Annotated in this window: 22 protein-coding genes; 17 read left to right on the forward strand and 5 right to left on the reverse strand. The window is 57.3% G+C overall.

Annotation, left to right across the window (positions count from 1 at the left end; genetic code table 11):
• Positions 1 to 12: 12 nt before the first annotated feature.
• From JW885_15265 to JW885_15280, 4 genes are all read left to right on the forward strand, one after another.
• Positions 13 to 1,257: a GGDEF domain-containing protein gene (locus tag JW885_15265; protein ID MBN1883525.1), complete on the forward strand. Its 1,245-nt coding sequence runs from the start codon at positions 13 to 15 to the stop codon at positions 1,255 to 1,257.
• Positions 1,254 to 1,859, forward strand: a complete 606-nt coding sequence (locus JW885_15270; protein ID MBN1883526.1) for an HD domain-containing protein — start codon at positions 1,254 to 1,256, stop codon at positions 1,857 to 1,859. Before JW885_15265 ends, JW885_15270 begins: the two co-directional genes overlap by 4 nt.
• A 41-nt stretch (positions 1,860 to 1,900) precedes the next feature.
• Positions 1,901 to 2,320 carry a hypothetical protein gene (locus tag JW885_15275; protein ID MBN1883527.1) on the forward strand — a complete coding sequence of 140 codons (420 nt, stop codon included), beginning with the start codon at positions 1,901 to 1,903 and terminating at the stop codon, positions 2,318 to 2,320.
• A 217-nt stretch (positions 2,321 to 2,537) separates the two neighbouring features.
• Positions 2,538 to 3,650, forward strand: coding sequence for a hypothetical protein (locus JW885_15280; GenBank protein ID MBN1883528.1), 1,113 nt, complete (start codon positions 2,538 to 2,540; stop codon positions 3,648 to 3,650).
• Between the two features lie 132 nt (positions 3,651 to 3,782).
• Here the strand turns inward: JW885_15280 and JW885_15285 are convergent, their stop codons facing one another.
• Genes JW885_15285 through JW885_15295 form a run of 3 tightly spaced genes read right to left on the reverse strand, consistent with a single transcriptional unit; the run spans position 3,783 to position 5,296 of the window.
• The gene (locus tag JW885_15285) at positions 3,783 to 4,382 is read right to left on the reverse strand and encodes a DnaJ domain-containing protein (GenBank protein ID MBN1883529.1); all 600 of its coding nucleotides are present in this window, start codon (positions 4,380 to 4,382) and stop codon (positions 3,783 to 3,785) included.
• Between the two features lie 31 nt (positions 4,383 to 4,413).
• Positions 4,414 to 4,812 (reverse strand): Hsp20/alpha crystallin family protein, encoded by a 399-nt coding sequence (locus JW885_15290; GenBank protein ID MBN1883530.1) that lies wholly within the window; start codon positions 4,810 to 4,812, stop codon positions 4,414 to 4,416.
• Positions 4,813 to 4,843: 31 nt separating this feature from the next.
• Positions 4,844 to 5,296, reverse strand: coding sequence for an Hsp20/alpha crystallin family protein (locus tag JW885_15295; GenBank protein ID MBN1883531.1), 453 nt, complete (start codon positions 5,294 to 5,296; stop codon positions 4,844 to 4,846).
• 161 nt (positions 5,297 to 5,457) lie between these two features.
• Here JW885_15295 and JW885_15300 point away from each other — a divergent pair, with 161 nt between their 5' ends.
• The 8 genes from JW885_15300 to JW885_15335 all read left to right on the forward strand — a co-directional run bounded on the left by JW885_15300 (position 5,458) and on the right by JW885_15335 (position 12,919).
• Positions 5,458 to 6,240, forward strand: a complete 783-nt coding sequence (locus JW885_15300; protein ID MBN1883532.1) for a TVP38/TMEM64 family protein — start codon at positions 5,458 to 5,460, stop codon at positions 6,238 to 6,240.
• Positions 6,237 to 6,707, forward strand: coding sequence for a hypothetical protein (locus JW885_15305; protein MBN1883533.1), 471 nt, complete (start codon positions 6,237 to 6,239; stop codon positions 6,705 to 6,707). The genes JW885_15300 and JW885_15305 overlap by 4 nt, the downstream gene beginning before the upstream one ends.
• A gap of 45 nt (positions 6,708 to 6,752) precedes the next feature.
• Positions 6,753 to 7,754, forward strand: coding sequence for an MBL fold metallo-hydrolase (locus JW885_15310; protein ID MBN1883534.1), 1,002 nt, complete (start codon positions 6,753 to 6,755; stop codon positions 7,752 to 7,754).
• A 31-nt stretch (positions 7,755 to 7,785) separates the two neighbouring features.
• The gene (locus JW885_15315; GenBank protein ID MBN1883535.1) at positions 7,786 to 8,571 is read left to right on the forward strand and encodes an enoyl-CoA hydratase; all 786 of its coding nucleotides are present in this window, start codon (positions 7,786 to 7,788) and stop codon (positions 8,569 to 8,571) included.
• Between the two features lie 32 nt (positions 8,572 to 8,603).
• A complete protein-coding gene (locus tag JW885_15320) occupies positions 8,604 to 9,578 on the forward strand; it encodes a HEAT repeat domain-containing protein (GenBank protein ID MBN1883536.1) in 975 nt (324 codons plus the stop codon).
• Between the two features lie 39 nt (positions 9,579 to 9,617).
• Entirely contained in the window at positions 9,618 to 10,313 is a 696-nt protein-coding gene (locus JW885_15325; GenBank protein MBN1883537.1) for a HEAT repeat domain-containing protein, read from the forward strand.
• Between the two features lie 52 nt (positions 10,314 to 10,365).
• Positions 10,366 to 11,103, forward strand: a complete 738-nt coding sequence (locus tag JW885_15330) for an enoyl-CoA hydratase (protein ID MBN1883538.1) — start codon at positions 10,366 to 10,368, stop codon at positions 11,101 to 11,103.
• Positions 11,104 to 11,221: 118 nt separating this feature from the next.
• A complete protein-coding gene (locus tag JW885_15335; GenBank protein MBN1883539.1) occupies positions 11,222 to 12,919 on the forward strand; it encodes an AMP-binding protein in 1,698 nt (565 codons plus the stop codon).
• Between the two features lie 172 nt (positions 12,920 to 13,091).
• Here JW885_15335 and JW885_15340 read toward each other — a convergent pair whose 3' ends face one another.
• Both JW885_15340 and JW885_15345 read right to left on the reverse strand, forming a co-directional pair.
• Entirely contained in the window at positions 13,092 to 13,571 is a 480-nt protein-coding gene (locus tag JW885_15340) for a hypothetical protein (protein MBN1883540.1), read from the reverse strand.
• A gap of 260 nt (positions 13,572 to 13,831) precedes the next feature.
• Entirely contained in the window at positions 13,832 to 15,082 is a 1,251-nt protein-coding gene (locus JW885_15345; protein ID MBN1883541.1) for a hypothetical protein, read from the reverse strand.
• 147 nt (positions 15,083 to 15,229) lie between these two features.
• Between JW885_15345 and JW885_15350 the strand changes: the two genes are divergently transcribed.
• The 5 genes from JW885_15350 to JW885_15370 all read left to right on the forward strand — a co-directional run bounded on the left by JW885_15350 (position 15,230) and on the right by JW885_15370 (position 22,886).
• On the forward strand, positions 15,230 to 16,678 hold the full coding sequence (locus JW885_15350) for an MFS transporter (protein MBN1883542.1): 1,449 nt from the start codon (positions 15,230 to 15,232) through the stop codon (positions 16,676 to 16,678).
• Positions 16,675 to 19,230 (forward strand): hypothetical protein, encoded by a 2,556-nt coding sequence (locus JW885_15355; protein ID MBN1883543.1) that lies wholly within the window; start codon positions 16,675 to 16,677, stop codon positions 19,228 to 19,230. Before JW885_15350 ends, JW885_15355 begins: the two co-directional genes overlap by 4 nt.
• Before the next feature lie 129 nt (positions 19,231 to 19,359).
• Positions 19,360 to 20,172 (forward strand): TIM barrel protein, encoded by an 813-nt coding sequence (locus JW885_15360; protein MBN1883544.1) that lies wholly within the window; start codon positions 19,360 to 19,362, stop codon positions 20,170 to 20,172.
• Positions 20,173 to 20,188: 16 nt separating this feature from the next.
• Positions 20,189 to 21,994 carry an L-fucose isomerase gene (locus JW885_15365; protein ID MBN1883545.1) on the forward strand — a complete coding sequence of 602 codons (1,806 nt, stop codon included), beginning with the start codon at positions 20,189 to 20,191 and terminating at the stop codon, positions 21,992 to 21,994.
• A 34-nt stretch (positions 21,995 to 22,028) separates the two neighbouring features.
• On the forward strand, positions 22,029 to 22,886 hold the full coding sequence (locus tag JW885_15370; GenBank protein MBN1883546.1) for an SDR family oxidoreductase: 858 nt from the start codon (positions 22,029 to 22,031) through the stop codon (positions 22,884 to 22,886).
• Positions 22,887 to 22,944: the final 58 nt, after the last annotated feature.

The following is a 22,944-nucleotide window of genomic DNA, read 5'->3' on the forward strand; positions in this document are numbered from 1 at the left end:
GAGTGACAGATTATGTACAGTCCAACGGCGCTTTTTTCCATTAATGCATCGTTAATATGCGTGGCCTTTTCGGCGCTTTTCTTTATTTTATATCTTTCCATTGATCGAAGGGCCCAGTTTCTCGGATACTGCCTGGTAACCCTGGCGCTGGCGATTCACCAGGCGGCGATTGTGCTTCGCGTGTTGTTTGAAAACAATCACGAGCAATACCTGTTTTGGATCAAGGTGGCATATATTGTTGCCGTACTCATCGGCGGTGCCCTGACCGCCGTGTCGAACATGCTGACAGGTCGGACGGTTCGTTCGAGGCTCCTGCTGCTGTTCACCGTGACCGTGGTGCTGGTTGTGCTGCTTGTGTTTACGCCGCTGTTCGGCGACGTTACCGAAACGGGGCAAGACGGATATACCTTTACGCCGGGTCTGACGGTATATATCGTCGGCCTGTTCCTGGTGGTTCTCTTGTGTGTCGTCGTCGCCCGCCTGTTGTATCCCTTCTTCCTCGGGGAAAGGAATCCCCGAGCCAAATCATATGTCATCGTGGCCGTTGCCGCAGGTTTCCTCATGCTTTCCCTGATAATGGACATCGCGGTGGATTTCGGCATCGTCACCCCTCTCCGCTGTGCCTATTCGGCGCCGGGGGCCATCATCTGGGTGGTCGTGGGCGCGGTGGGGATCTTGTACCAGTATTATCGGATGGTGGCGCCGGGGAAACGGGTGCTCGTGCACCTGCGCGAATCCCGTGATACGCTTGCCGCCGACAAGATGGCGATTTCCGACAATCTGACGAATCTATTCACCAGGGACTTTTTTGATGAAAATATCGAGGCGGAGGTCCTGGACTCGATACAGCAGAACCGCTCACTCTCTCTGATGATGATAGAGCTTGACGACTTTAAAAACGTGAAAAAGGTGCTGGGCAACGAATTGAGCGACAATCTCATATCCGAGATAGCGGCCGTTATCAAGCGGCATCTCAAGGGAAGCGACATTCCCGCCCGGTACGAGATGGAAATGTTCGCGATACTCCTGCCCAATACCAGCACGCCGGGCGCCGAGGAGGTTGCCGAGCGCATCAGGCATATAGTGGAGGAAATGGAGTTTCTCTCTCCCGGAAATCCTGATGTAAGGGTGACCGTCTCTATGGGTGTTGCGACATTGCGGGGATCCGACGTGCCCGCTGATCTGATGAAAAGGTGTGTGGATTCCCTGAAGTCTTCGATAAAACACGGCGGGAACCGGGTGAGTGTTGCCACGTGACGATCCTCTCCGATCATTTCGATCCAACCGACGATCCGCTGTTTTGTGACCTGATCGATGCGGTACGGGAGTGTTTTGTCGATGACGATTCCCATGGGATGAATCACGCCCTGAACACCCTGGATTTTGCGCTGGCGATCGCCGACGGGCTGAAAAGAAGAGAAGGTGCGGATATCGACCTCTACGCCCTGGCCGCCGCCGCCCTGATGCACGATATCGGCAGGGAGAATATCTTCTTTGATCCGGGGCACGGCGGGCGGGGCGCACGGCGCGCCGATGATATCCTCACGAGGTTGGGCGCCCCCTGGGATCGTGAGAAGATCATGCGTCTCATCGCCCTGCATGACGAAGAGGGGATCGACTGTGAGTCGGAGCCGATGGAGCTGATAATCCTCAGGGATGCCGACAAGCTGGAGCTTTTGCGCATCGGGCCGGATTATCTTGACCTTGATCGACTGGTCACCCGGGAGGCGCTGGCTCTTGTCGAAGAGGTACTGGCCCGATACGATACCGGAGATAACGAGTATCGGAAACGGGCCGATGAAACGACCAGACGGGCGAAAGGCCTGCTGGGAAAGAGAGAGCATAACACGGCACCGTAACAGGAGCGGTATACATATTCAAGGAGAACGGGAGGCGCATCATGGAGTCTCAACAGCTTTTTTTTCGCATCGATTATGAAGGACGGTGGTATGGTCCAGACGGCAAAGAGGTAAACGAGGCGAGCATCTATTTTTTGACAAATAACATCCGCTCCGATGAAAACGGGTATTTTGTCGGCATGGGATTCGGCCCGGCAAAGCTGATTGTTGAGGACGTCCCGTTTGTCATCCAGACGGTACAGAGAAAAGACGGCGATCCCCCCTTTCTTGAGCTGGTACTCACCGACGGCGTCACGGAAGCGCTGGATCCTGAGACCCTCTCGATAAAAAAAGGCGAGGTCGATCTCTACTACTGCATGGTGCGGGGTGGGCAGTTCCCGGCCCGGTTTTCGGACGAGGCGGCCCGGGTGCTCGAACAGTACCTCACCAGGGAGGAGGATAGTGTTTTCCTGACCCTGTAAAAAGTGTGGGTGTCCTTGGTGTCTTGACGGCGATACATCTTTTCCGTGTCGCCGTTTGCGTATTGCGAAATGTCGAACGAACCGGGGCCGCTTTTTTCCGTCTTTAGCGATCCATTACGAGGAAAATCCCTTTATTTGTCCTTGACAAAAACCGGTCAGCCGTTTATTGTATCGACCATTCGAAGAGTATACCATATCTATTTTTTAAGCTTTCATCATGCAGATAATTGAAGTAGTGGACAAAAGAGATCTGAAGGATTTTGTGAAATTTCCTTTTGATCTCTATCGAGACCACCCGGTCTGGGTGCCGCCGCTGAGAATAATGGCTAACCGGGAATTCGATCGAAAGAAAAACGGTTTTTTCGAACACGCCGACGCCGCTTTTTTCATGGTCAAAGACGGCGATCGGGTCCTGGGGCGCATCGCCGCATTTATCAATCTCAATTACTTGAAACATTACGACGACAAGGTCGGTTTTTTCGGTTCATTTGAATCGGTGGATGATCAGGAAGTGGCGCGCCTTCTGGTGCACGGCGCCTGCGATTGGCTGAAGGAGCGGGGCATGGATCTCATCCGCGGCCCGTATAATTTCACCTCCCAGAGCACCGGATGCCTCATTGAGGGGTTCGACCAGGCGCAGATTTGCCTGAGTCCCTACAATTATCCATACTATGATCGGATACTCCGGAGTACGGAACTGGTAAAAATAAGAGACCTGAACGCCTATTACGGTGATTCCCTGGAGCGGTATACGTTTCCGGATCGCTTCACCCGGTACGCGGAACTTCTGATGAAACGATACGGCGTGACGGTTCGTACCCTGCAAAAGATGCGGCTCCACGATGATATTCTGGACCTGATACGGGTGGGAAACCAGGCATCCAGCGGGAACTGGGGATTCGTCCCCGCCGACGAGGCGGAGGTCGACGAGATTGTCCGCAGTTTTAAACCGGTAATGGATCCCGACGCGGTCTTCCTGATGTACAAGGGGGAGACGCCCATCGGTTACGCCATCGCTCTGCCGGATATCAACCGCATCATCAAGAAACTGGACGGGAGGCTCTTTCCCTTTGGTATTTTTCGTTTAAAGTACGGTGTGAAGAGGCTCCGGGAATACCGCCTCCTCGGGCTGGGGCTGGTACCGCAGTACCAGAGCAAGGCCCTGGACACGCTGCTCTATTACAGCATTTTTAAAAGCCTCATCAAGAAACATGCCCGGCTGGAGGCGAACTGGGTTCTGGAGAGTAACTACAAGATGAACCACGCCCTCGTCAAGCTCAACATGAAACTCACGAAGCGCTACCGGCTCTACCAGAAGCCGCTGGACTGAACACGTCGCCGAAAAACGGCGCACCTCTCGCGTCTGCATGACCGAAAAACACCCCCTTCGATTGGCAAGAAGGGGGTTTTTTATGCCCGATGATACGGAACCGCCGTGTATACAGAATCGCCGCCCGGGCGGTTATCGGTGCAGCACGGTGATCTCCACATCTCCCGGCGTGCCGATGATGCCGGCCAGGTTCACCACATATATCGAACCGTGGGATACCCCGGGGGGAATGCGGAGAGAGAACCTGCCGATTGTTCTTCCCTCCGCGTCCGGTACGGAAATATCGAACACACCGCCCCGCATCGCTTCATATCGGGTCAGGTATATTTCAAGACAGCGCCGGGTGTGAGGGGGGATCGATCGGGAGTCAAACGTATCTGCATTGCGAATATGGGGGGTGATGGTAAAAAAGCGTTCGAACAGGGATGAAAACGTGTCGAAAACAGACCGCGACGGCTGGGGCGCCGGTCCGGAGCGCCTCAATGGACGACCGGACCGGGCAAAAACATCGGGGGACGGGGAGATTGTCGGCAGGATGGCATCGTACTCGGCGCGTTTCCTTCGGTCACCCAGTATCTCATAGGCCTCCTGCACATTGTACAGGTCTTCCGCGGTCATATCGCAGTCAAGAGAGTCGGGATGACACCGTTTGATACTATCCCGGTAGGCTCGTTTTATCCTTTCAACAGAGGCATCCCGGGGTATGCCGAGTATTTTATAATAATCCTTCAACGTACCGCTCGTCCCGTGTTCTTAAGATAAATTACGATACGGCGATCTTTCTCGGTTTTGCCTTTTCAACCTTCGGCAGCACCAATGTCAGGACTCCGTTGGTCAGTTGTGCCGAGATTTTTTCCTGGTCAATCACCTCGCTGAGGGTGAACTGCCTCTGGTAATTGCCCACGCCGTATTCACGAACGAGATAGCGGCGCTCCTCGTCTTCGACATCGGCCTTGCCCAGGATGGTCAGGGTGTCGTCCCTCAGGTCGATCTCAAGGTTCTTCGGATCAACTCCGGGCAAATCCGCCAGCAGGGTCAGCTCTTTTTCGGTTTCATATATGTCCACTCGGGGGCGATAGTATACGCCCTCTCGGGTGCCCTCGGCCTTGGCCGATGATTCGGACTGTGTGCTTTTCTGTACTTCAAGTTCCTTGTCTTTCATGGATCGTCCCTCCTTCTCTCAAAAGGGTGGATCATTCATTGGCCTTGATGGTGATCTGTTTTGGCTTGGACTCCTCGGCCTTGGCCATCTTCACCGTCAGGACGCCGTTCTTCAGGCTCGCCTCGACCTTTTCAGGATCGATTCGGTCTCCCAAGGTGACGACCCGGGAAAACTTACCGCCGCTTCGCTCCCGGCGATGGTAGTTGACGTCCTCTGCATCTTCGATCTTTCGCTCTCCCTTGAGGGTAATGCTGTCGTAGACCGCCGTGATTTCCAGGTCCTTCTGCTCGATCCCCGGAATCTCCGCGTTGAGAAAGTAGTTGTCGCTGTCCTCGTACACATTTACCGCCGGGAACACCCCCATGGTCCGGGGTCCCCCCTCTCCGGGAGAGAAATGATCCACAATACGGGCCATCTGCTGCTGCAGCCGGGAGAACTCATTTAAAAACGGATCCCTCGGCACAAACCATCTGTAACGGTTCATGATATCCCTCCTTCTTTCCTGTATACTCTTTACACTGAATACATGTCTCGCTTTTAAAAAAAATATAATCATGTTTTTTCTGATGTCAAGGGGACGTGATGTGTCCTGTTTGACAATATACAGAATGACGCATATAATCATGCGATTGGAGGACTACGTATATGCAGCATGGAAAAAACGATGAAGGAGGGGGGCAGGACATCGGGCTTGGTGTACCGTCGAAACTGACCGTCGGTTTCGTTTTAAGAGAGCTTCGAGGCGTTTTTATTTTTATCGCCGTCATTTCGGCCGTGTATGTCGGATTTCGTTTTTCACCCTGGTACGGCGCGTTTACCGTTGCCGAGTTTGATGAGCATCTCAGGTCCCTGGGATACCTGGCGATGCCGATTCATATCGTCTGTTTTGTGATTCTGCCCCTTTTTATCTTTCCTATTACACCGCTGTGCGTGGCGGGTGGGGTGCTGTTCGGCACGGGGCTCGGCTTTGTGATCTCAGCCGTCGGATACATTCTCAATTCCTGGGCGGGTTTTCTCATTTCAAAAAGCATGTTCAGAAAGCGTATCGAGCGTCTGGTGCGGGGTCGGGGAATGGACATCGACAAAGGAATCGCTTCTCACGGTATCCTCTCCACGTTTCTCATTCGGTTTTTCCCCTTCACTCCCGCAGGATTCCAAAACTACCTCGTGGGCCTCTCCGGGGTAGGTTTTCGCCATTTCACCATCGGCAGCATACTGGGCGGAATTCCCTGGGTGTTCGTTCTCGTGTTCATAGGCGGTGCCTTTTTCACCGATCGGGCTTCTGTTTTTCTCTCGTCGATTCTTCTTTTTTTATTTATTTGTGTTGTATCGCTCATCATTACATTTTACAATAGAGACAAAATATTGGGAAAAACGTCGAAGAATGGACACAGTCATGTTCGAACGCATAATGAGGAACGCACATGATTTCCGAAAAATTTATTAGGATGATCGAAGACAACGCCGAGGAAATTACCGGCTACTGGATTGCAGATATCAGGGAGAACATCACGACTCCCGTGTTTCACCTGATGTCCGACGAGATATGCATTCCATACGGAACGTCCCTGATACAGGAGCTGGGTGATTGGCTGGACGAGGGGAAAAAGGGTCGAGACGTCAAGGACGTGTATCTGGCTCTCGGAAAAAAGCGGGCGGAAGAGGGGATTGCCCTGGGAGATATCGTCAGCGCTCATCTGCTCCTGAAACGGCACATCTGGCTGTATGTCCTGTCTCACGGTTTTCTCTCCACCGCGTTTGAACTCTACCAGGTCCTCGAGTTGAATAATCGGGTCGTTCACTTTTTCGACAACCTCGTCTTTTGGCTCGTCTATGGATACGAATCGGAGACGACGGCGAAGATCAAGGGAATGGAACGGTTATTTACAGAGTAGTCCGCACGGTACTGAGACACTCCGAGACGTCTGAAAAACCCAGTAATGGATATTTCCGAAAGAGAGAAATGGCGTAATTACCTGCGCGAAATGGGGATTGTCATCATCCGAATACCCATGTCGATGGATATTTCTCACTCCAACGCCTATTTTATCGACGGTCCCTCTCCTCTTTTGATCGACACCGGATACCCGAGCAATGAGGCGGTGAAGGTCTTGGAGGAGACTCTCAATTCAGCGGGATTCAGTATTACGGATGTCCAGACTATTCTCCTGACACACAGTCATGATGATCATGCCGGCCTTGCGACGCATATCAGGGACATGACAGGGGCCAGGGTGCTCATTCACCATCGGGAACGGGGCGTTGCGGACGACGAGGCATTCAAAAAATACACACACCGGGTCGTTGATTGTTTTCGTGAAATCGGAACACCTCCCGCCGAGGTGGAGAATTGTCAGAAGATTCTGTCCGAACAACTCTCCAAGCGAATCGGTGTATCCATCATACCGGACGGGTTACTCACCGGTGGGGATGAATTCGATACCGGTGCCGGACGGTTGAGGGTAGTCGAAACGCCGGGACATTCCGAGGGATCGGTATCATTTCATATCGAAGGAGCGGGGTTGTTGTTCACCGGGGATCTGATCTCCGCCAACTACAATCCCCTTTCAGTGTTGATGATGGATTACGAAAGAAGGGGCGCTGTATCGGCATACGACGCGATGATGAAATCCATTAACAGGATATTGGAGATATCTCCCAGGCTGCTTTTGCCGGGCCACGGGAGGCCCATCGATACCTGGGAGCGGCTCATCGAACGGATAACGTCGGTCCAGGGTACGCTGACAGGCAGCATCAGGGAATTGCTTCGGGCGGAGAAGGAGCTCTCCGTCTATAAAATCACCCGCCTGATGTATCCCGGCGCGAAGGGCCCCGGGATGATTCCGGCCGTAAACATGGTGCTGGGCATTCTGGAGCGATTGAACCGGGAGCATATCGTGGACCGTGTCGACAACGGGGTGGTCCGATTTATCTCGTCCTGACTGAACATCAAAACTTAGGGGGAGTGGAGAGATGGAGTATTCGCATCTATTGCTTGAGAAAAGAGAGGGTGTGCTCATTATCATCCTGAATCGCCCGGAGGTGAGAAACGCACTTTCCGTCGATCTCTTGTCCGAGCTGCATCGGGCCCTGGTAGATGCCGAAGCCGATGAAGGCGTCGACGTGGTAATCATCACCGGTGCAGGAAAGGCCTTTTCCTCCGGCATCGATGCGTCCGATTTCGCCTTCTTCACCGTCATGGAGGGTGACACCGAATATGAAAAACTCCAAGACGCCTTCGGATCCATTACGGTTCTGTCCGACATGACGAAGCCCACCATCGCCGCGGTCAACGGTGCGGCGGTAACCGGCGCATTCGAGCTGGTGCTCAGATGCGATGTGGTGATTGCTTCCGAATCTGCGCGATTCGCCGATACCCACGCCCGGGTGGGCATCATTCCCGGCGGAGGCATGACCCAGATTCTTCCCCGACTGGTGGGGGCCGCCCGGGCCAGGGATATCTCTTTTACGGGCCGGTTCATCGGTGCCACCGAAGCCTATGATATGGGACTTGTGAGCCGGGTGGTGCCGGACGACGTTCTGATGGACGAGGCGCTGTCCGCGGCGGCCCAGATGCGCCTGTGCCCGAAGGATGCACTCAGAGAGATTAAAAACCTCATCAACCGCGGTCTGGAGCTTCCCCTGGGCGAAGGTCTTCTTCTGGAACAGGATGCGTTCAACCGATGGCGTCGATCCATCGACCCGGCTCGGTCCGCTGGCGCCTTGAAGACCATCGCACGAAACAAGGATAATAAATAATGAGGGCGTCCCCCCGGAAGAGACGATGGATCTTGCTGTTGACAGCGGCTGTGGTGCTGTGCGGGGCCCTCTGGGTGTGTCTCCTTTCCCGGGGGCGCACCGCCGCCCTTTTTTTTCCCCTGCCGTACGGCGTACCGGGTGAGATCATCGTCATAGACAGCGCTACATCGGGGCCCATACCCGACGCCGTGGTTCGCGCCGAATGGTGGTGCCACGACAATCCCCTGCCCGACGGCCCCGGTTCCTTTACGGTGATGTCCGAGGCGACGACCGATGCGGAGGGTCGGGCCGGTCTGACCGTGCCGAAAAGAAGGGGAGGCTGGTTCGGATGTTCCCTTGCCGTTACGATATCAAAACCGGGATACATTCCCGCGGGAATCCTGGTTGATCCGGTAAATATACCTCTCCCCGAGTCGGTGGCCACATGGCCGTTCAGGACGACGGTATCGATTGCGGAGTTTCCCGAAACGCTGACGGTGTATCTCGAATCGGCGCTTCCGGTGTATCTTTCCGCCCTTGTCGATGACGACGCGTTTATCCGCGCCGTCGCCGCCGAGGAGCTGGGCGCCCTTGAGCCGGTATTGGTGACCGAGAGGGACGAGGTGGTTCTGGCGCTGACGAACGCCCTGGACGATTCGGACGCGCAGGTCAGGCGAAACGCCGCACAGGCCCTGGGCGTTTTCGCCGATGACGCGTGCGGCTCGATGCCTGTGCTTGTGGAGCTTGTGTTCGACGAGGATGAATGGGTCCGCCTGGAGGCGTGCACCACCCTGGGGCTTCTGATGCAGGCGGGCTGTCTCCCGACCAACGGGACAATCGACGCCCTGATACGGGCGCTGTCGGATGAGTTTGCCTGGGTCCGCCGGGCCGCGGCAGAAGGATTGCGGTATGCCGGACCCGACGGGACCGGCGCCCTCGACGCCCTCACCCGAGCCTTGGAGGATGACGACGCCCAGGTCCGGGAGTACGCCGCCTGGGCGATCGAAGAGATAAGACGTGCAAAATAAATGGTGTTTTTTTATATATCCTGACAAGATTGGCGAATAATGGCGGCTCCCCTCACGGAGGAACGAAGAAGGATCATCCTCATCTGGGTGGCGGTGTGCATCCTTATCGGGGTGTTGGTGTCCTTCCGGGGACGGTTCGCCCCGATCTTTCCCTCCCTGAAGTATGGCCCGTCGAAGGATATCGGTGTGTACGACGCGGACACCTCACAGCCTATATCCGGCGCCGAGGTCAGGGCCGAATGGCGGTGCGGCGACTATCCTCTTTCCAACCGTTCCGGCTCGCCCAATATAACACTCGGGACCATCACCGATGAAGGCGGCCGGGCCACACTGACTATTCCCCGGGATCTGGACGAATCCTTTGAATGTCCCATGTCCGTGACGATATCGAAATCGGGGTATGTGCCGGAGAGAATACTGGTGTGCCCGACGCCCGGCTCCTTTCCCGATCAGGGAGGAGACTGGCCCTTCAGGACGACGACGCTCGTTGCTGAGCTTCCCAAAGATCTGACGGTCGTCCTTTCGCCCGCTCCGCCGATCTATCTTTCGGCCCTCTCGGATAACGACCCGCTGATTAGGACCATCGCCGCAGAAGAACTGGGAAAGCTCCCGGTGCTGGAAGAGGAGCGGGAAGAGGTGATTCGTGCATTGACGAACGCCCTGGATGATCAGAATCCCCAGGTCCGAGAATCCGCCGCACGGGCGATTGAGAACTTGATGTGCACGGAACAATAGCGTTTAGTTTTACATATATCTGAACCGTATTTTGAACAGGGGGAACCATTTCATGTCGGAAAACCATGTACTGTATGAAAAGAAGGACGGTATCGCCGTCATCACCCTCAACCGCCCCGAGGTGAGAAACGCCCTGAACCTCGCCATGTTGTATGAAATCGAGCGGCTTTTCAAGGAGGCGGACGCAGACGATGATGTGCGGGTGATCGTCTTTACCGGCGCCGGCGACCGGGCGTTCTCCGCAGGCCTCGACCTGAGTGATTTGAGAAGCTTCATGGCGGCGGAGGAAGATCCGGACAACACGGAACTGTTCGCGGGAGAGCGGGGATTTCGCACAATTAGGGAAATGAAGAAGCCGGTCATCGCCGCAGTCAATGGGTACGCCGTCACCGGCGGTCTGGAGCTTGTTCTGGGATGCGACATAATCATCGCTGCGGACACCGCCAAGTTTGGAGACACACACGCGAAGGTGGGGGTCACCCCCGGCGCGGGTATGAGCCAAATACTTCCCCGCATCGTCGGGTCTTACAAGGCGAAGCTCATGTCGTTGACCGGGGAGTTTATGGACGTCCAGGCGGCGTATACGGCGGGGCTTGTGGCCCGGGTGGTCGAGGGAAAAGCTCTGATGGATGAGGCCATGCGGCTGGCCGGGATCATCGCCTCCTTCAACGATGAGCAGGTCCGGCGGATAAAACGGATGATCGATCGCGGCGGGGATCTCTCACTGGCCGACGGCATGGCCTTGGAGGCCCGGGAATTTGTCGAATGGAAGGAGACAAAGAGAGGCTGAAAAAACTCATCACCACATGATCGTAACATCACGGGAAGCATCATAAGCTTGGATTCGGACGCGAAAAAGAGCGTCAGGTAATATATCTCATATTTCCAGTATGATCAGGAGGTATCATATGTCTGTTTCGTATGAGCAGAAACCGTGGATGGCTTTTTACGACGATCACGTACCGGAATTTCTGGACTATCCAGAAAAGCTCTATTCCGAGCGTTTTCAAGACATCGTTCGGGCGATGCCGGATGCCGTAGCGGTATACTATATGGATCGGCCCATCACCTATAGGGAACTGAATCGATACGCCGACCGCTTCGCGAATTTTATCATATCCCGGGGGTTGGTCCCCGGCGATGTGGTGGGGGTGAATCTCCCCAATCTCCCGGCCTACTATATCGCTATACAGGGCATCATGAAGGCGGGTTGCGTTCTCTCAGGCGTCAGCCCGCTCTTGACTCCCAAGGAGTTGGAATATCAGCTCAATGACTCCGGCGCGAAGATACTGGTGACGCTGGATCTTTTGTTCGGCAAGGCGGCCGAGGTGGTGGCGAAGACCGGTGTGCGGTCGGTGCTGGTCGCCGGGATAAGTGATTTTCTCCCTCCCGTCAAGAAATTTTTGGGAAAGCTCCTCAAGAAGATTCCCACAGGCGCCGTCACGGAAGTCCCGGGTGTGGAGGTCATTCGCTATATGGAAGCCCTTGCCGGGGCGGAGGAGTCTCCGGTGCTGGTTCAGGTCGGCTTCGGGGCGCCGTGTCTGATGCAGTACACCGGGGGCACCACCGGTCCTCCAAAGGGTGCGGTGCTCACCCAGAAGAACGTTTCCTGGCACGTGGAGCAGCTCAAGAGTTGGTTAAACCTGGATCCGGGATACGGCGCGGCCATATCCGCCTTTCCGCTGTTTCACCAGGCGGGGCTTTTTGTGGGGATGCTCTGCATGGCCATGGGTTTAAACCAGGTGGCCGTTCCGAATCCGCGGGACTTGGGATTCATCGTCAAAAATATCAAAAAATACAAACCATTCGGCATCATCAACGTTCCCACGATTTTTTTGGAGCTGATGAAGCGGGAAGATTTTCGCGCGCTTGATTTTTCTAGCGTCAACTGGTTCGTCAGCGGGGCGGCGCCCTTTCCGGCGGACTATATCGTCGAGTTCGAAAAGATCGTGGGGAAAAACAAGCTGGTGGAGGTCATGGGCATGACCGAGACCACACCCATCACCACGGCCCTGCCGATATACGGCAAAAAAAAGGTCGGGTCGGTGGGGATTCCCATTTCCGACACCGATGTGAAGGTGGTGGACCCGGCCACGAAGGAGGTGGTGCCGGTGGGAGAGCCGGGGGAGATGGTGGTGAAGGGCCCCCAGGTCTTCACCATCGGGTATCACAACAAGCCCGAGGAGACCGCCAATACGCTCAGGGACGGGTGGATATACACCGGGGATATCGTCTCCATGGACGAGGACGGTTACTTCTTCGTGGTGGACCGGGCCAAGGATATGCTGATCGTCTCGGGCTACAAGGTGTTCACCCGGACAGTGGACGACGTTCTGATGGAGCATGACGACATCGACATGGCGGCCACCATCGGCCTCCCCGACCCGAAGCGGCCCGGTTCAGAGCTGGTGGCCTCGGCGATCGTCCTGAAGAAGGGCGTTTCGGCGGACGACGCGGCGAAGGAGCGCATTATCGCCTACATGAAGGAGAAGGTCGCCCCTTACAAGGTCCCGAAGGTTATCGAGTTTATGGACGAGCTTCCCATGAGCGCCGTGGGGAAAATCCTCAAGCGGGAGCTTAGGGATTCAATGGCGAAGAAGGCATAGTGACTTGATACCGCACGCCGGGGTCGATTCGGCCCCGGCGTTTTTTTGTGCCCGTGCAGGTTCATTGCCCCGTTACAGGATCTCCGGCGATACGGCCGATGGATTTGGATTCAGTCGGGCCTGGGATGGGGCACGTCGTCTGTAGAACGATCCGGACGCTGAGTGCGCCCCATCACTCCCAGGAGGCCTCCCAGGGGCCGGAGCCGCCCTTGGAGTAGATGATCAGCCAGTACGTCCCCGCTCCCGGAAGCGGTATCGACATATCCTGCCATATCTCGTATTCGGCGATCATCGTTACGCCCGAGGCGTCCTTTATCTGGAGCCAGAAATCGCTCTTGGAATTTTCCACGCTGACATTGATCGAAACGGTCTCGTCATGGGCGGTGACGGTCCAGGAACAGTATTCGCCGGGGCCTATCAGGTATCCGGACGCGGAGTTTGATTTCATCTCGCAGGTGGTTTCCGTCGGCACGATCATCTTGTCGAAGAGATGCACCATACCGCTGACGTAAAGCAAAGAAAGTATCCAGATAATAAAGCATATGAGTCCGATCACTCCCAGGCAGGAGAGGCTCCCGAACACGATGATTTTTTGATTCCTGGTTAAAAGCGGCTTTTTCACATCTTTTTCGCCGTTGTGCGGCTGTTCCATAGTTGTCTCCCGGGTACTATCCGTTATGTGTGCGGTGACGGAGGGAGGCTGTCGGCGTTTACGTCGGATATGCCCCGGCATTCACCCCTCGATCGCCTTTCGGCATCATCCCGCCCGTGATTTTTCAATACTGGAATACTTTTTCGTGCGGTAAGTGTCTGTGCGGACGGACAGGTGTTTCCGATATACCAGATTTTTAGGGGAAAGACAAGAAGATACACAGGCTTTGTGGAGATAGAAGCGAAGGGGAACATCCCCGTCTATTCGTCAAAAAAGAGCCGCCTGATGTGCCGATTAAAGATGTTTTCGTATACCTGTTCCGAGATGACCGCCTCGTACTCATCCAAAGCGTCGAGATAGCGTTCTTCCATCTCCGCCGCCACACGATAGCCCACGTGCAACAGCTGGCGGAGGTCCGGGTTGTACAGGGGATGTGCGGGGTCGTGACGCAGTGCGTCGGCGAATTGTTTCCCGGACCATCGATCCACATCACCGGGCGCAGGGAGGTGATCGATGTTGATGTCCACGACGGTGCTGTAGGGTTTCGTCAGCTCGGCGCGCCTGGCGTATGACTCCCGGTAAATCTCCCGGGCGATGACAAGCCCCTCGCCTCCGGACTCGGCCAGGCCGATCAGCTCCTCCAACCAGGTGGTACCGGCGGTCTTGAGGTGGACGCCGGCGTCGAATTTTTTCAATCCGTCACGGATGGCCGGATAGATGGAGAACTTGTCCGAGCCCGAGTGGATGGAGAGCTTCAGGTTGGAAGGCAATCCGAATCGGGAGACGGCGAAATCGATAACCGCCAAATCCGCCTCGAACTCCCGGGAGAACCGCTCCACGTCCCCCACATAGTCTACCCCCTTGTTGAACCGTCCGGAAAACCGCGGGGCGATGGTTTGGACGGGTATTTTTTCATCGGCGATCGCCGCCAGGATCACCAGAAGCTCCACGGGCGTTTGGGGTGAATTGGTCTCGTCCATGGAGATTTCCGTAATAAAGGAATCGCTTCCCTTTATCGATGCAATGTGGCGGTATATCCGCCCGGCATTGTGAACGGCGGCCAGCACCCGCCCGGCAATACGCCCAAGATCCTCGGTTGATATCTCCAGGGGGTGCTCGATACCGGGGATCCGGTGGCTCCCGACGAGGTCCCGGCGGGCCGTGATGAAGGCGGCGAGGGACGCATCATCCACTGGCGCTCCCAGGGAGTCGGCCACGTCCAGGGTGAAGAAGTCACAGTGATCGAGGAACCGATCGACGGTGTTTGCGCCGATGTGATCGGCGTCGACGAAGTAGCGCCCGGAATAGTCGAGGTGTTGTATCGCCGCGTCCGCCCTGCGACGCTGCTCGGAAGGAGATGTGCGGGTGATTTCGTGCTCCCGGTGGGACTTGTTCCAGACCGGATCGATATCAACGCCCAATTCCCGTGCGTTCATGATCGCCCGAAGCTGAACCGCACCCTGACGGCCGAATCGATCCCCAATTCCCATGGAATATTTCCCGATTTTCATGCGTACTTTTCTTTCGGAATATTCTTGACTTTTTTGCGCGCAAAGAGATATATTTTTCACGATAGTACCACAGATGTGGTTGCTTTTCAAAATATTTTTCACGATACTCGTTTCCATATCATCATATTTTCTATCAGGAGCGGGGACATGAACGACAAGTCGAATGAGCGGTTGAGCTGGGGGACCAAGCTCGGCTTCGGCGCCGGGGATATCTTCGGCGGCGGGGCGATGGTGATTATCGGTTTTTTCTATCTTTTCTTTCTGACCGATGTGTTGCTGATATCGCCGGTCCTGGCAGGCGTGGTGTTCCTCGTCAGCAAGATGTGGGACGCGGTGAGCGACCCGATCATGGGCATCATCAGCGATCGAACCCGTACCCGCTTCGGCAGGCGGCGGCCCTATTTCCTGTTGGGGGTGGTGCTGGTGTTCCTGTCGTTTTTCATGATGTGGTTCCCGGTGGATTTTGAGCGGGAGACACATCGATTCATCTTCGTGCTGGCGGCGTATATCTTTTTTTCCACGAGCTATACCATTGTGATGATTCCCTACCTCGCCCTGGCGTCGGAGCTGACCACCGACTACAACGAGCGGACCGCCTTGACATCGGTGCGCATGGTCTTTTCGATGGTCTCCTCGCTCGTATGCGCGGTGCTTCCCCTTGAGATCGTCAAAACGTTCCCGGAGGTCAGGACCGGGTATATTGTCATGGCGCTGGTCTTCGCATCGTTGTTTTCTCTTCCCTTCCTCGCCACGTTTTTCGCAACGAAGGAGAGGCCGGAATTCCAGAAGGAGCCGGAAACGTTCAATTTCAAGCGGACGTTCGTGGAGCCGTTCAAAACGCCGACGTTCATCCATGTGCTTCTGATGTATCTCTTCTCCATGGCGACGATGGACATCGTCATGTCGATCATGATGTACTTCATGACCTACTACATTAAACGTCCCGATGAAGCCAACTACGTGCTCGGAGCGCTTTTGATCGCCCAGATTGTCGCCATTCCTTTGTTTGCCGTAATCAGCGGCAAAATAGGGAAAAAACGCACCTTCGTGTATGCCGCGATAATGTGGCTTGTGACCATGTGCTTCAGCCTTCTCATCACGCCCGACAATCACGATATCGTCATCTACGTGTTCTGTGCTATTGTGGGCATCGGATCGGGAGGGATTGTCGTGATGATCTATTCCATCCTGCCCGATGTGCCGGATGTGGATGAGCTCTATTCCGAGCGTCGGCGGGAGGGTATCTTTTCCGGTCTGATGACGTTTCTCAGAAAGGCCAGCTCCGCCCTGGGCATCTTCATCGTATCCCAGATCATCTTTTGGGCAGGATACTTAAAGCCGGTGGAGACGATAATCGACGGGAAGGCGGTCATCGAAAGGCAGGCCCAGACGCCGGAGTTTCTCATATCCCTCAAGATCATGTTTGCATTGGTTCCCGCACTGTTTTTATCGATCGCGATCATCAGCGCGATACGCTATCGCCTGACACCCGAGGTCCACGATCGCCTCAACATCACGCTGACCGCCCGGAGACGGGGCAAGGATTATAATAAAACCGAGGAGCAACAATTAAAGAAAACCCTTGAGGGCGAATGAGGCATCGGGCGGGACACGATCGAGAGAGGGCGACGATCATGAATAACAGCGCCGCACGCGTACACCTCGCGTTTCGGTTTCACGGCAATTTCTATCACTCCTACCGGGGCGACACGCCGGATGAGCTGGGCTTCGGGAAGGACATCCGGATCATCCGGCACATCATAGACACCCTGGAGGCGTACAATAAAAGGGGTGTCGCGGTCCGGGGCACCTGGGATTTTGAGAATTATTTCTCCCTTGAAACGATCATGCCCGAGCACTGTCCCGGCATCATCGAAGCCATCAGAAAGAGGGTGGCGGACGGGAGGGATGAGATACAGTTCATGTCCTACAACAACGGCATGATCAGCGCCCATACCGCGGGTGAGTTCGAGGACGCCGTCGGCCGCGCGGTGACCAACGAGGCGGGCTCCGGCGTTCAGGATATCTTCGGCGCCTTCGGCCCGATGGTGCGTCCCCAGGAGATGATGTTTACGCCGAAGCACCTTGAGCTTTACCCCACATACGGCATCACGGCCGTCAGCCTCTTCTACAGCGCGCTGCCATTCAACGCGTTCAGCAATTTCATCCCGCCCCTCTCGTTCGTGGAGCGCTACAATCCGCTGACGCTGACGTATCCGGGGGTGGAGGGATCGATGACCCTGGTGCCGGCGTACAACACCGGCGACCTGGTGGACAACATCACGCTCAGGAGATGGGTCAGGCGGCTCCGCCGGGAACAGCTTACCCAGGACACGCCTCGGGATGTCCTTTTATTGATCGACATGGACGCCGACGACGATTTCTGGGTCGGGTTCGACATCCCGCTGGTGAGTCGTCTCTACTCCTCGGCCAGGGGCCTTGCGGGGTTGATCGAGGACGTCGCCGATTTGGACTACGTGGTCTTCACCACGCCGTTGGACTACCTCAACTCCCACGAGCCGGTGGGGCGGGTCACCTTCGGCCAGGATACGGCGGACGGCAGCTTCGACGGCTACTCGAGCTGGGCGGAGAAGTGGTCGAACCAGATCCTCTGGACCGGCATCGACCGATCCCGCATTCTGGAGTACCAGACCCGGAGGCTCTTGGAGACGGGCGCGGCGAAGGTGAAGGCCTCACGGATCGAGGAGCGCCTCTCCCGCTCCCGGATGTATCGGGTCAGGGCGCTCTCCACCACCCACTTCGGGCTGTCGTCCCCGGTCATGAACGTCACGAGGCTCGGGGTTGCTCGGGACATCATTGCTGTATCGGTGGAGGAGGGGAGGGAGGCCTTCGATGCGGCGAGGGGAGAGATCGGCGATGAAAAGACGATTGTAATCGCCGATTACGAGCGGGGGGTCTCCACGGATATCATTCGCTACGGGAAGCGGCCCTCCACATCTCTGGTGGAGATCGGGCTCCGGGAGGGGGCGGGGGATATGGTCGCAGGCATCCTCGATGAACACGGGAAGCCGGTGCCGGCGGCGGTCTGTCCGCCGGGGATTTTCGGGGATGGAAAGGGACGGCGGCTTTTCGTGGTCGTTGAGACCGACCCCGGCGAAGAAAGGCGCTTCACGCTGACCGTCGACTCCCACGGAAAAGCTCCCGACGTCTCCGATCCCGTCTCCATCGACGAGCGCTCGATGGCGAACGAACACCTCACCCTCTCCTTCGACGGTCGGGGACACGTTTCCGGGTGCGTCTGCCGGGGCGTCGAGGCGGCCCGGGGGACGTACCTGGGAAGCGGCGTCACGTATGGCGGCAAGAGAAGCAACGTATCCTCGTGGGAGACCGTGGACGCCCGGGTCTTCGGAGGGGGGCTTGTGGGGATACGGCGGCAAACGGCCGCGCTCCCTTTCAAAGAGGGCACGGTTTGTTATGAGCGGGAGATACTCGCGGCCGGCGGCCTTCCCTATCTATATGTCACCATACGGGTCCGCTACCCCGAGACGATGAATCGAAAATTCAAGAAGGGGAGGGCCGAGCGGCTCGGCAGGACGTGGGACGGGCGCTGGGAGGAGGTAATGCCCTGCGAGATCTCCCCGAACCTCCGGGGGGAGGGGGGAGGGCACCTTCGCATATGGAAGCACAACTATCTGGGACACGTGAGCGGCTATGATCTGAACTACGCCGATTTCTCCCGAAATAAAGAGCTCGATTCCTCCAACAACCACATCACCTGCGGGTGGGTGGCCGTGACTGACAAAAAGAACGGCCTCCTCGTGGCCCAGACGACGAACATTCTCACGTCCCAGGCCTTCTGCCCGATCAGGACCAGAATCGACGGGGGGGGCGCCGTCATATACCTCAACCCCTTCGGGAGCTATTACGGGCGGCAGCTCAGGTACGACACCGGGCATACCGGCCTGGGGCGGTTTCTGGGGCTTTCCATGTCCGACCACCTGGATCCCTACGCCCCGTCGTACAACGGGAAGGTCCAGGAGTTTTCCCTCATGATCGCGCCCTACGCGGGGGACGAACCGCCGGAAAGGCTGCAAAACGACGCCCTGGCGTTTGCCTATCCGCCACTGGTGCTGGGCGGTGGTGATGCGGTCGCTGAGCCGCCCCACAGGAAGTGGCGGGGGCTGTAGCCGAACAAACAATACAGGCGTTTCCCTCAAGGCCGTGTGACGGGGCGCGATGGGGGATGTTTTCATTATGGACATGCGCCGGTGTCGGGTGGAGTGGGGGGGCGCACGGAAAAAATATTGGAGAGCACGATGAAACTGAGCCTTTCGACATTCGTCTATTTCAGGTACCCGCTCATCGAGGCGATCCGTCGGACCGCCCGCTTCGGGTATGACGGCGTCGAGCTGTGGGGCGGCAGGCCCCACGCCTACGCCGACGACATGGACACAGTCCGCATCCGGGATATCAAGACGGCGCTGGACGACTGCGGCATAGCCGTCTCGAACTTCATCCCCGCCCAGTTCCGCTACCCCAGCAACCTGGCCGCCCCGGACGAGGGGATCAGGCGGGGCAGCGTCGACTACATCAAGAAAAGCATCGATGCCGCGGAAGGCGTGGGCGCGCCGTACGTCAGCCTCTGTCCCGGATTTTCCCTGTACGGTCAGTCCCGCGCCGAGGCGTGGGGGGCGATGATGACGAGCTTCACGGAGCTCCTCGACCATGCCCGGGGCATGTCGTGCACCCTCCTTTTGGAGCCGGCGAACCGGTACGAGTCGGACCTGGTGGTGACGGTGGAGGATGGACTTTCGGCCATAGACGAACTGGACTGGGAGATGGGGATCCTCGTCGATACGGGGCACCTCTTCATTAATAGAGAACCTCTATCCGACGTGGTCGGGAAGACAAAAGACCTCATCTGCCACTACCACATAGACGACAACGACGGCGTGACCGACGACCACATGGTCCCCGGCGACGGGAAAATGTACTACGACATATTCCTCGAAGACCTCATAAACTCCGGCTACGACGGATTCCTGGCGGTGGAGCTCGGGTTTCAGTACACCATCGACCCGGACCCGGCGGTGAGGCGGAGCATCGAGTATTTGAAGGCCCGTATATGATTGAGGGGGAAGGGGGATGACATCGTATAAAAGGGGAACGCCGACATACCGGCTCAACGGGACGCTCCCGAGGATCGGCATCCGTCCGGTGATCGACGGCCGGAGAAACGGCGTCCGGGAATCTCTGGAGGGGCCGATCATGCGGATGGCCGAGTCCACAGCATCGCTCATCACCGAAAACGTCAGGCACGCCTCGGGGCATACTGTGGAGTGTGTTATCGCCGATACCACCATCGGCGGAGCGGCCGAGGCCGCCCGGTGTGCCGAGAAGTTCAGGCGGGAAGGGGTGGGGGCGGTGATCGACGTCACCCGCTGCTGGTGCTATGGGGCCGAGGTGGTCGACATGACCCCGCACCTCCCGAGGGCGATCTGGGGCTTCAACGGGACGAAGAAGCCGGGGGCGGTGTACCTGGCGGGGGCCCAGGCGGTGCTGGAGCAGAAGGGGCTTCCGGTCTTCAAGATATACGGGAAGGATGTCCAGGACGAGGACGATTTCACCATCCCCGACGACGTGCGGGAGCAGATTCTTCGCTTCGTCCGATGCGCCGTGGGCGTGGGCACGATGAAAGGGACATCCTATCTCTCGATCGGCGGCGTCGCCATGGGGATCGGCGGGTCCATTGTGGACGCGGATTTCTTTCAGGATTATTTCGGCATGCGGGTGGAGTATGTCGACATGACGGAAATTATCCGTCGCGTCGATCGGGGGATATACGATCGGGACGAGTACGAGCGGGCGATTCAGTGGGCGAGGGAGAACTGCCCGGAGATGGACGACCCGAATCCGAAGGAAATCCAGCGGACACGGAAGGAAAAGGACGCCGACTGGGAGATGTCGGTGAAGATGGCGCTCATCGTCCGGGACCTGATGATCGGCAACCCGAAGCTCGCCGAAATGGGACACGTCGAGGAATCCGAGGGGCACAACGCGATCGCTGCGGGCTTTCAGGGCCAGCGCCAATGGACCGACCATTTTCCCAACGGGGATTTCATGGAGGCGATGCTCAACTCGTCATTCGACTGGGACGGCATCCGCCAGCCCTACATCGTCGCCACCGAGAACGACTCCCTCAACGCCGCGGCCATGCTCTTCGGGCACCTTCTTTCGGGCACCGCACAGATATTCGTCGACGTGCGCACCTACTGGAGCCCCGAGGCGATACGACGGGTCAGCGGCGAAACGCTGAAAGACCCCGCGGCGTTTGGATTCTTCTACCTCACCAACTCCGGGGCGGCGGCGATGGACGGCACTGGAGAACAGGTGAAAGACGGGAAGCCCGCTCTGAAACCCTTCTGGGGGATAGAGCCGGAGGATGCCGACCGGTGCGTGAAGGCCGTCTGGTGGGGGGCGGGGAAGCTGGTGACCTTTCGGGGCGGGGGATTCTCCTCGGCGTATTGCTCCCGGGGGGGGATGCCGTTAACCATGTCCCGGATCAACCTGGTGAGGGGGCTGGGGCCGGTGCTCCAGCTTGCCGAGGGGGTAAGCGTGGAGCTTCCCGAAAAGGTATACGCCGAAGTGGTCAACCGCACCGATCCCACCTGGCCCCGGACCTTCTTCGCCCCGCGGCTCACCGGGAAGGGCGCCTTCAGGGACGTCTATTCGGTCATGCGAGCCTGGGGGGCCAATCACGCGGCCCTCTGCTACGGCCACATCGGAAAGGATCTGATCACCCTGGCCTCGATGCTCAGGATACCGGTGGCCGTGCACAACGTGGACGAGAAAGACATCTTCCGGCCCGGCGGCTGGAACGCCTTCGGCACCAACGATCTCGAGGGGGCGGACTACAGGGCCTCCGCCGCATACGGGCCGCTGTATGGATAATATTTTTTTCAAGGCACATCTATGAGGGACACCGATGGAATTACCGTTTGAAATAGACCTGAAAGGGAGGACCGCCGTGGTCACCGGCGGGGGGGGCGTGCTCTGCTCCACATTCGCCCGGGCCCTGGCCGCGTGCGGCGCGACGGTTGCCGTCCTCGACCTGGATGAAACGAGCGCCCAGAAGGTGGCCGATGAGATCACAAAACAGGGGGGGAGGGCCCGGGGCGTCGTCGCCGATGTGTTGAATATCGAGAGCCTGAAGCATGCCCGGGACGAGGTCACGGAACATCTTGGGCCGGTGGATATCCTCATCAACGGCGCGGGAGGCAACCACCCCGCCGGCACCACCTCCCGGGAATACCTGGAGAGGGAAGACCTGAAGGAGGGGACGGACGATCTCGTCACCTTTTTCGACCTGGACCCCGAGGGGATTCGGTTCGTGTTCGACCTGAACTTCCTCGGCACGCTCATGCCGACCCAGGTATTCGCGAGGGATATGGCAAAAAAGGGAAGCGGCGTCATCATTAACGTCTCCTCCATGAACGCCTTTCGCCCCCTGACCAAGATACCGGCGTACAGCGGCGCCAAGGCGGCGGTGAGCAATTTCACCCAGTGGTTGGCGGTGCATTTTTCCCGCACCGGTATCCGGGTCAACGCCCTGGCCCCCGGCTTTTTCCTGACCCGGCAGAACGAAAAACTCCTGGTGAGGGACGACGGCTCCCACACGGAGCGGGCGGAGAAAATCCTGGCCCACACCCCCATGGGACGGTTCGGCGTGCCCGAAGACCTGTTGGGGACGCTCCTGTGGCTGACGGATGAAAACGCCTCCGGGTTCGTGAACGGGACAGTCATCCCCATCGACGGGGGATTCTCCGCCTACTCGGGGGTGTAGGGGGTCGGAGTCCGGGGGCCGAGAGGGACGGAGCGGGGCGAGGTTCGGGGGGCGGGGG

It is taken from the genome of Candidatus Zymogenaceae bacterium (assembly GCA_016931225.1).
Taxonomy (GTDB): domain Bacteria; phylum Desulfobacterota; class Zymogenia; order Zymogenales; family Zymogenaceae; genus JAFGFE01.

Bases quoted from the DNA above. Each gene is read 5' to 3' on its own strand.
- JW885_15265 (MBN1883525.1), top strand. From the start codon at position 13: ATGTACAGTCCAACGGCGCTTTTTTCCATTAATGCATCGTTAATATGC.
- JW885_15275 (MBN1883527.1), top strand. From the start codon at position 1,901: ATGGAGTCTCAACAGCTTTTTTTTCGCATCGATTATGAAGGACGGTGG.
- JW885_15280 (MBN1883528.1), top strand. From the start codon at position 2,538: ATGCAGATAATTGAAGTAGTGGACAAAAGAGATCTGAAGGATTTTGTG.
- JW885_15290 (MBN1883530.1), bottom strand. From the start codon at position 4,812: ATGAAAGACAAGGAACTTGAAGTACAGAAAAGCACACAGTCCGAATCA.
- JW885_15295 (MBN1883531.1), bottom strand. From the start codon at position 5,296: ATGAACCGTTACAGATGGTTTGTGCCGAGGGATCCGTTTTTAAATGAG.
- JW885_15300 (MBN1883532.1), top strand. From the start codon at position 5,458: ATGCAGCATGGAAAAAACGATGAAGGAGGGGGGCAGGACATCGGGCTT.
- JW885_15305 (MBN1883533.1), top strand. From the start codon at position 6,237: ATGATTTCCGAAAAATTTATTAGGATGATCGAAGACAACGCCGAGGAA.
- JW885_15310 (MBN1883534.1), top strand. From the start codon at position 6,753: ATGGATATTTCCGAAAGAGAGAAATGGCGTAATTACCTGCGCGAAATG.
- JW885_15315 (MBN1883535.1), top strand. From the start codon at position 7,786: ATGGAGTATTCGCATCTATTGCTTGAGAAAAGAGAGGGTGTGCTCATT.
- JW885_15325 (MBN1883537.1), top strand. From the start codon at position 9,618: ATGGCGGCTCCCCTCACGGAGGAACGAAGAAGGATCATCCTCATCTGG.
- JW885_15330 (MBN1883538.1), top strand. From the start codon at position 10,366: ATGTCGGAAAACCATGTACTGTATGAAAAGAAGGACGGTATCGCCGTC.
- JW885_15335 (MBN1883539.1), top strand. From the start codon at position 11,222: ATGTCTGTTTCGTATGAGCAGAAACCGTGGATGGCTTTTTACGACGAT.
- JW885_15340 (MBN1883540.1), bottom strand. From the start codon at position 13,571: ATGGAACAGCCGCACAACGGCGAAAAAGATGTGAAAAAGCCGCTTTTA.
- JW885_15345 (MBN1883541.1), bottom strand. From the start codon at position 15,082: ATGAAAATCGGGAAATATTCCATGGGAATTGGGGATCGATTCGGCCGT.
- JW885_15350 (MBN1883542.1), top strand. From the start codon at position 15,230: ATGAACGACAAGTCGAATGAGCGGTTGAGCTGGGGGACCAAGCTCGGC.
- JW885_15355 (MBN1883543.1), top strand. From the start codon at position 16,675: ATGAGGCATCGGGCGGGACACGATCGAGAGAGGGCGACGATCATGAAT.
- JW885_15360 (MBN1883544.1), top strand. From the start codon at position 19,360: ATGAAACTGAGCCTTTCGACATTCGTCTATTTCAGGTACCCGCTCATC.
- JW885_15365 (MBN1883545.1), top strand. From the start codon at position 20,189: ATGACATCGTATAAAAGGGGAACGCCGACATACCGGCTCAACGGGACG.
- JW885_15370 (MBN1883546.1), top strand. From the start codon at position 22,029: ATGGAATTACCGTTTGAAATAGACCTGAAAGGGAGGACCGCCGTGGTC.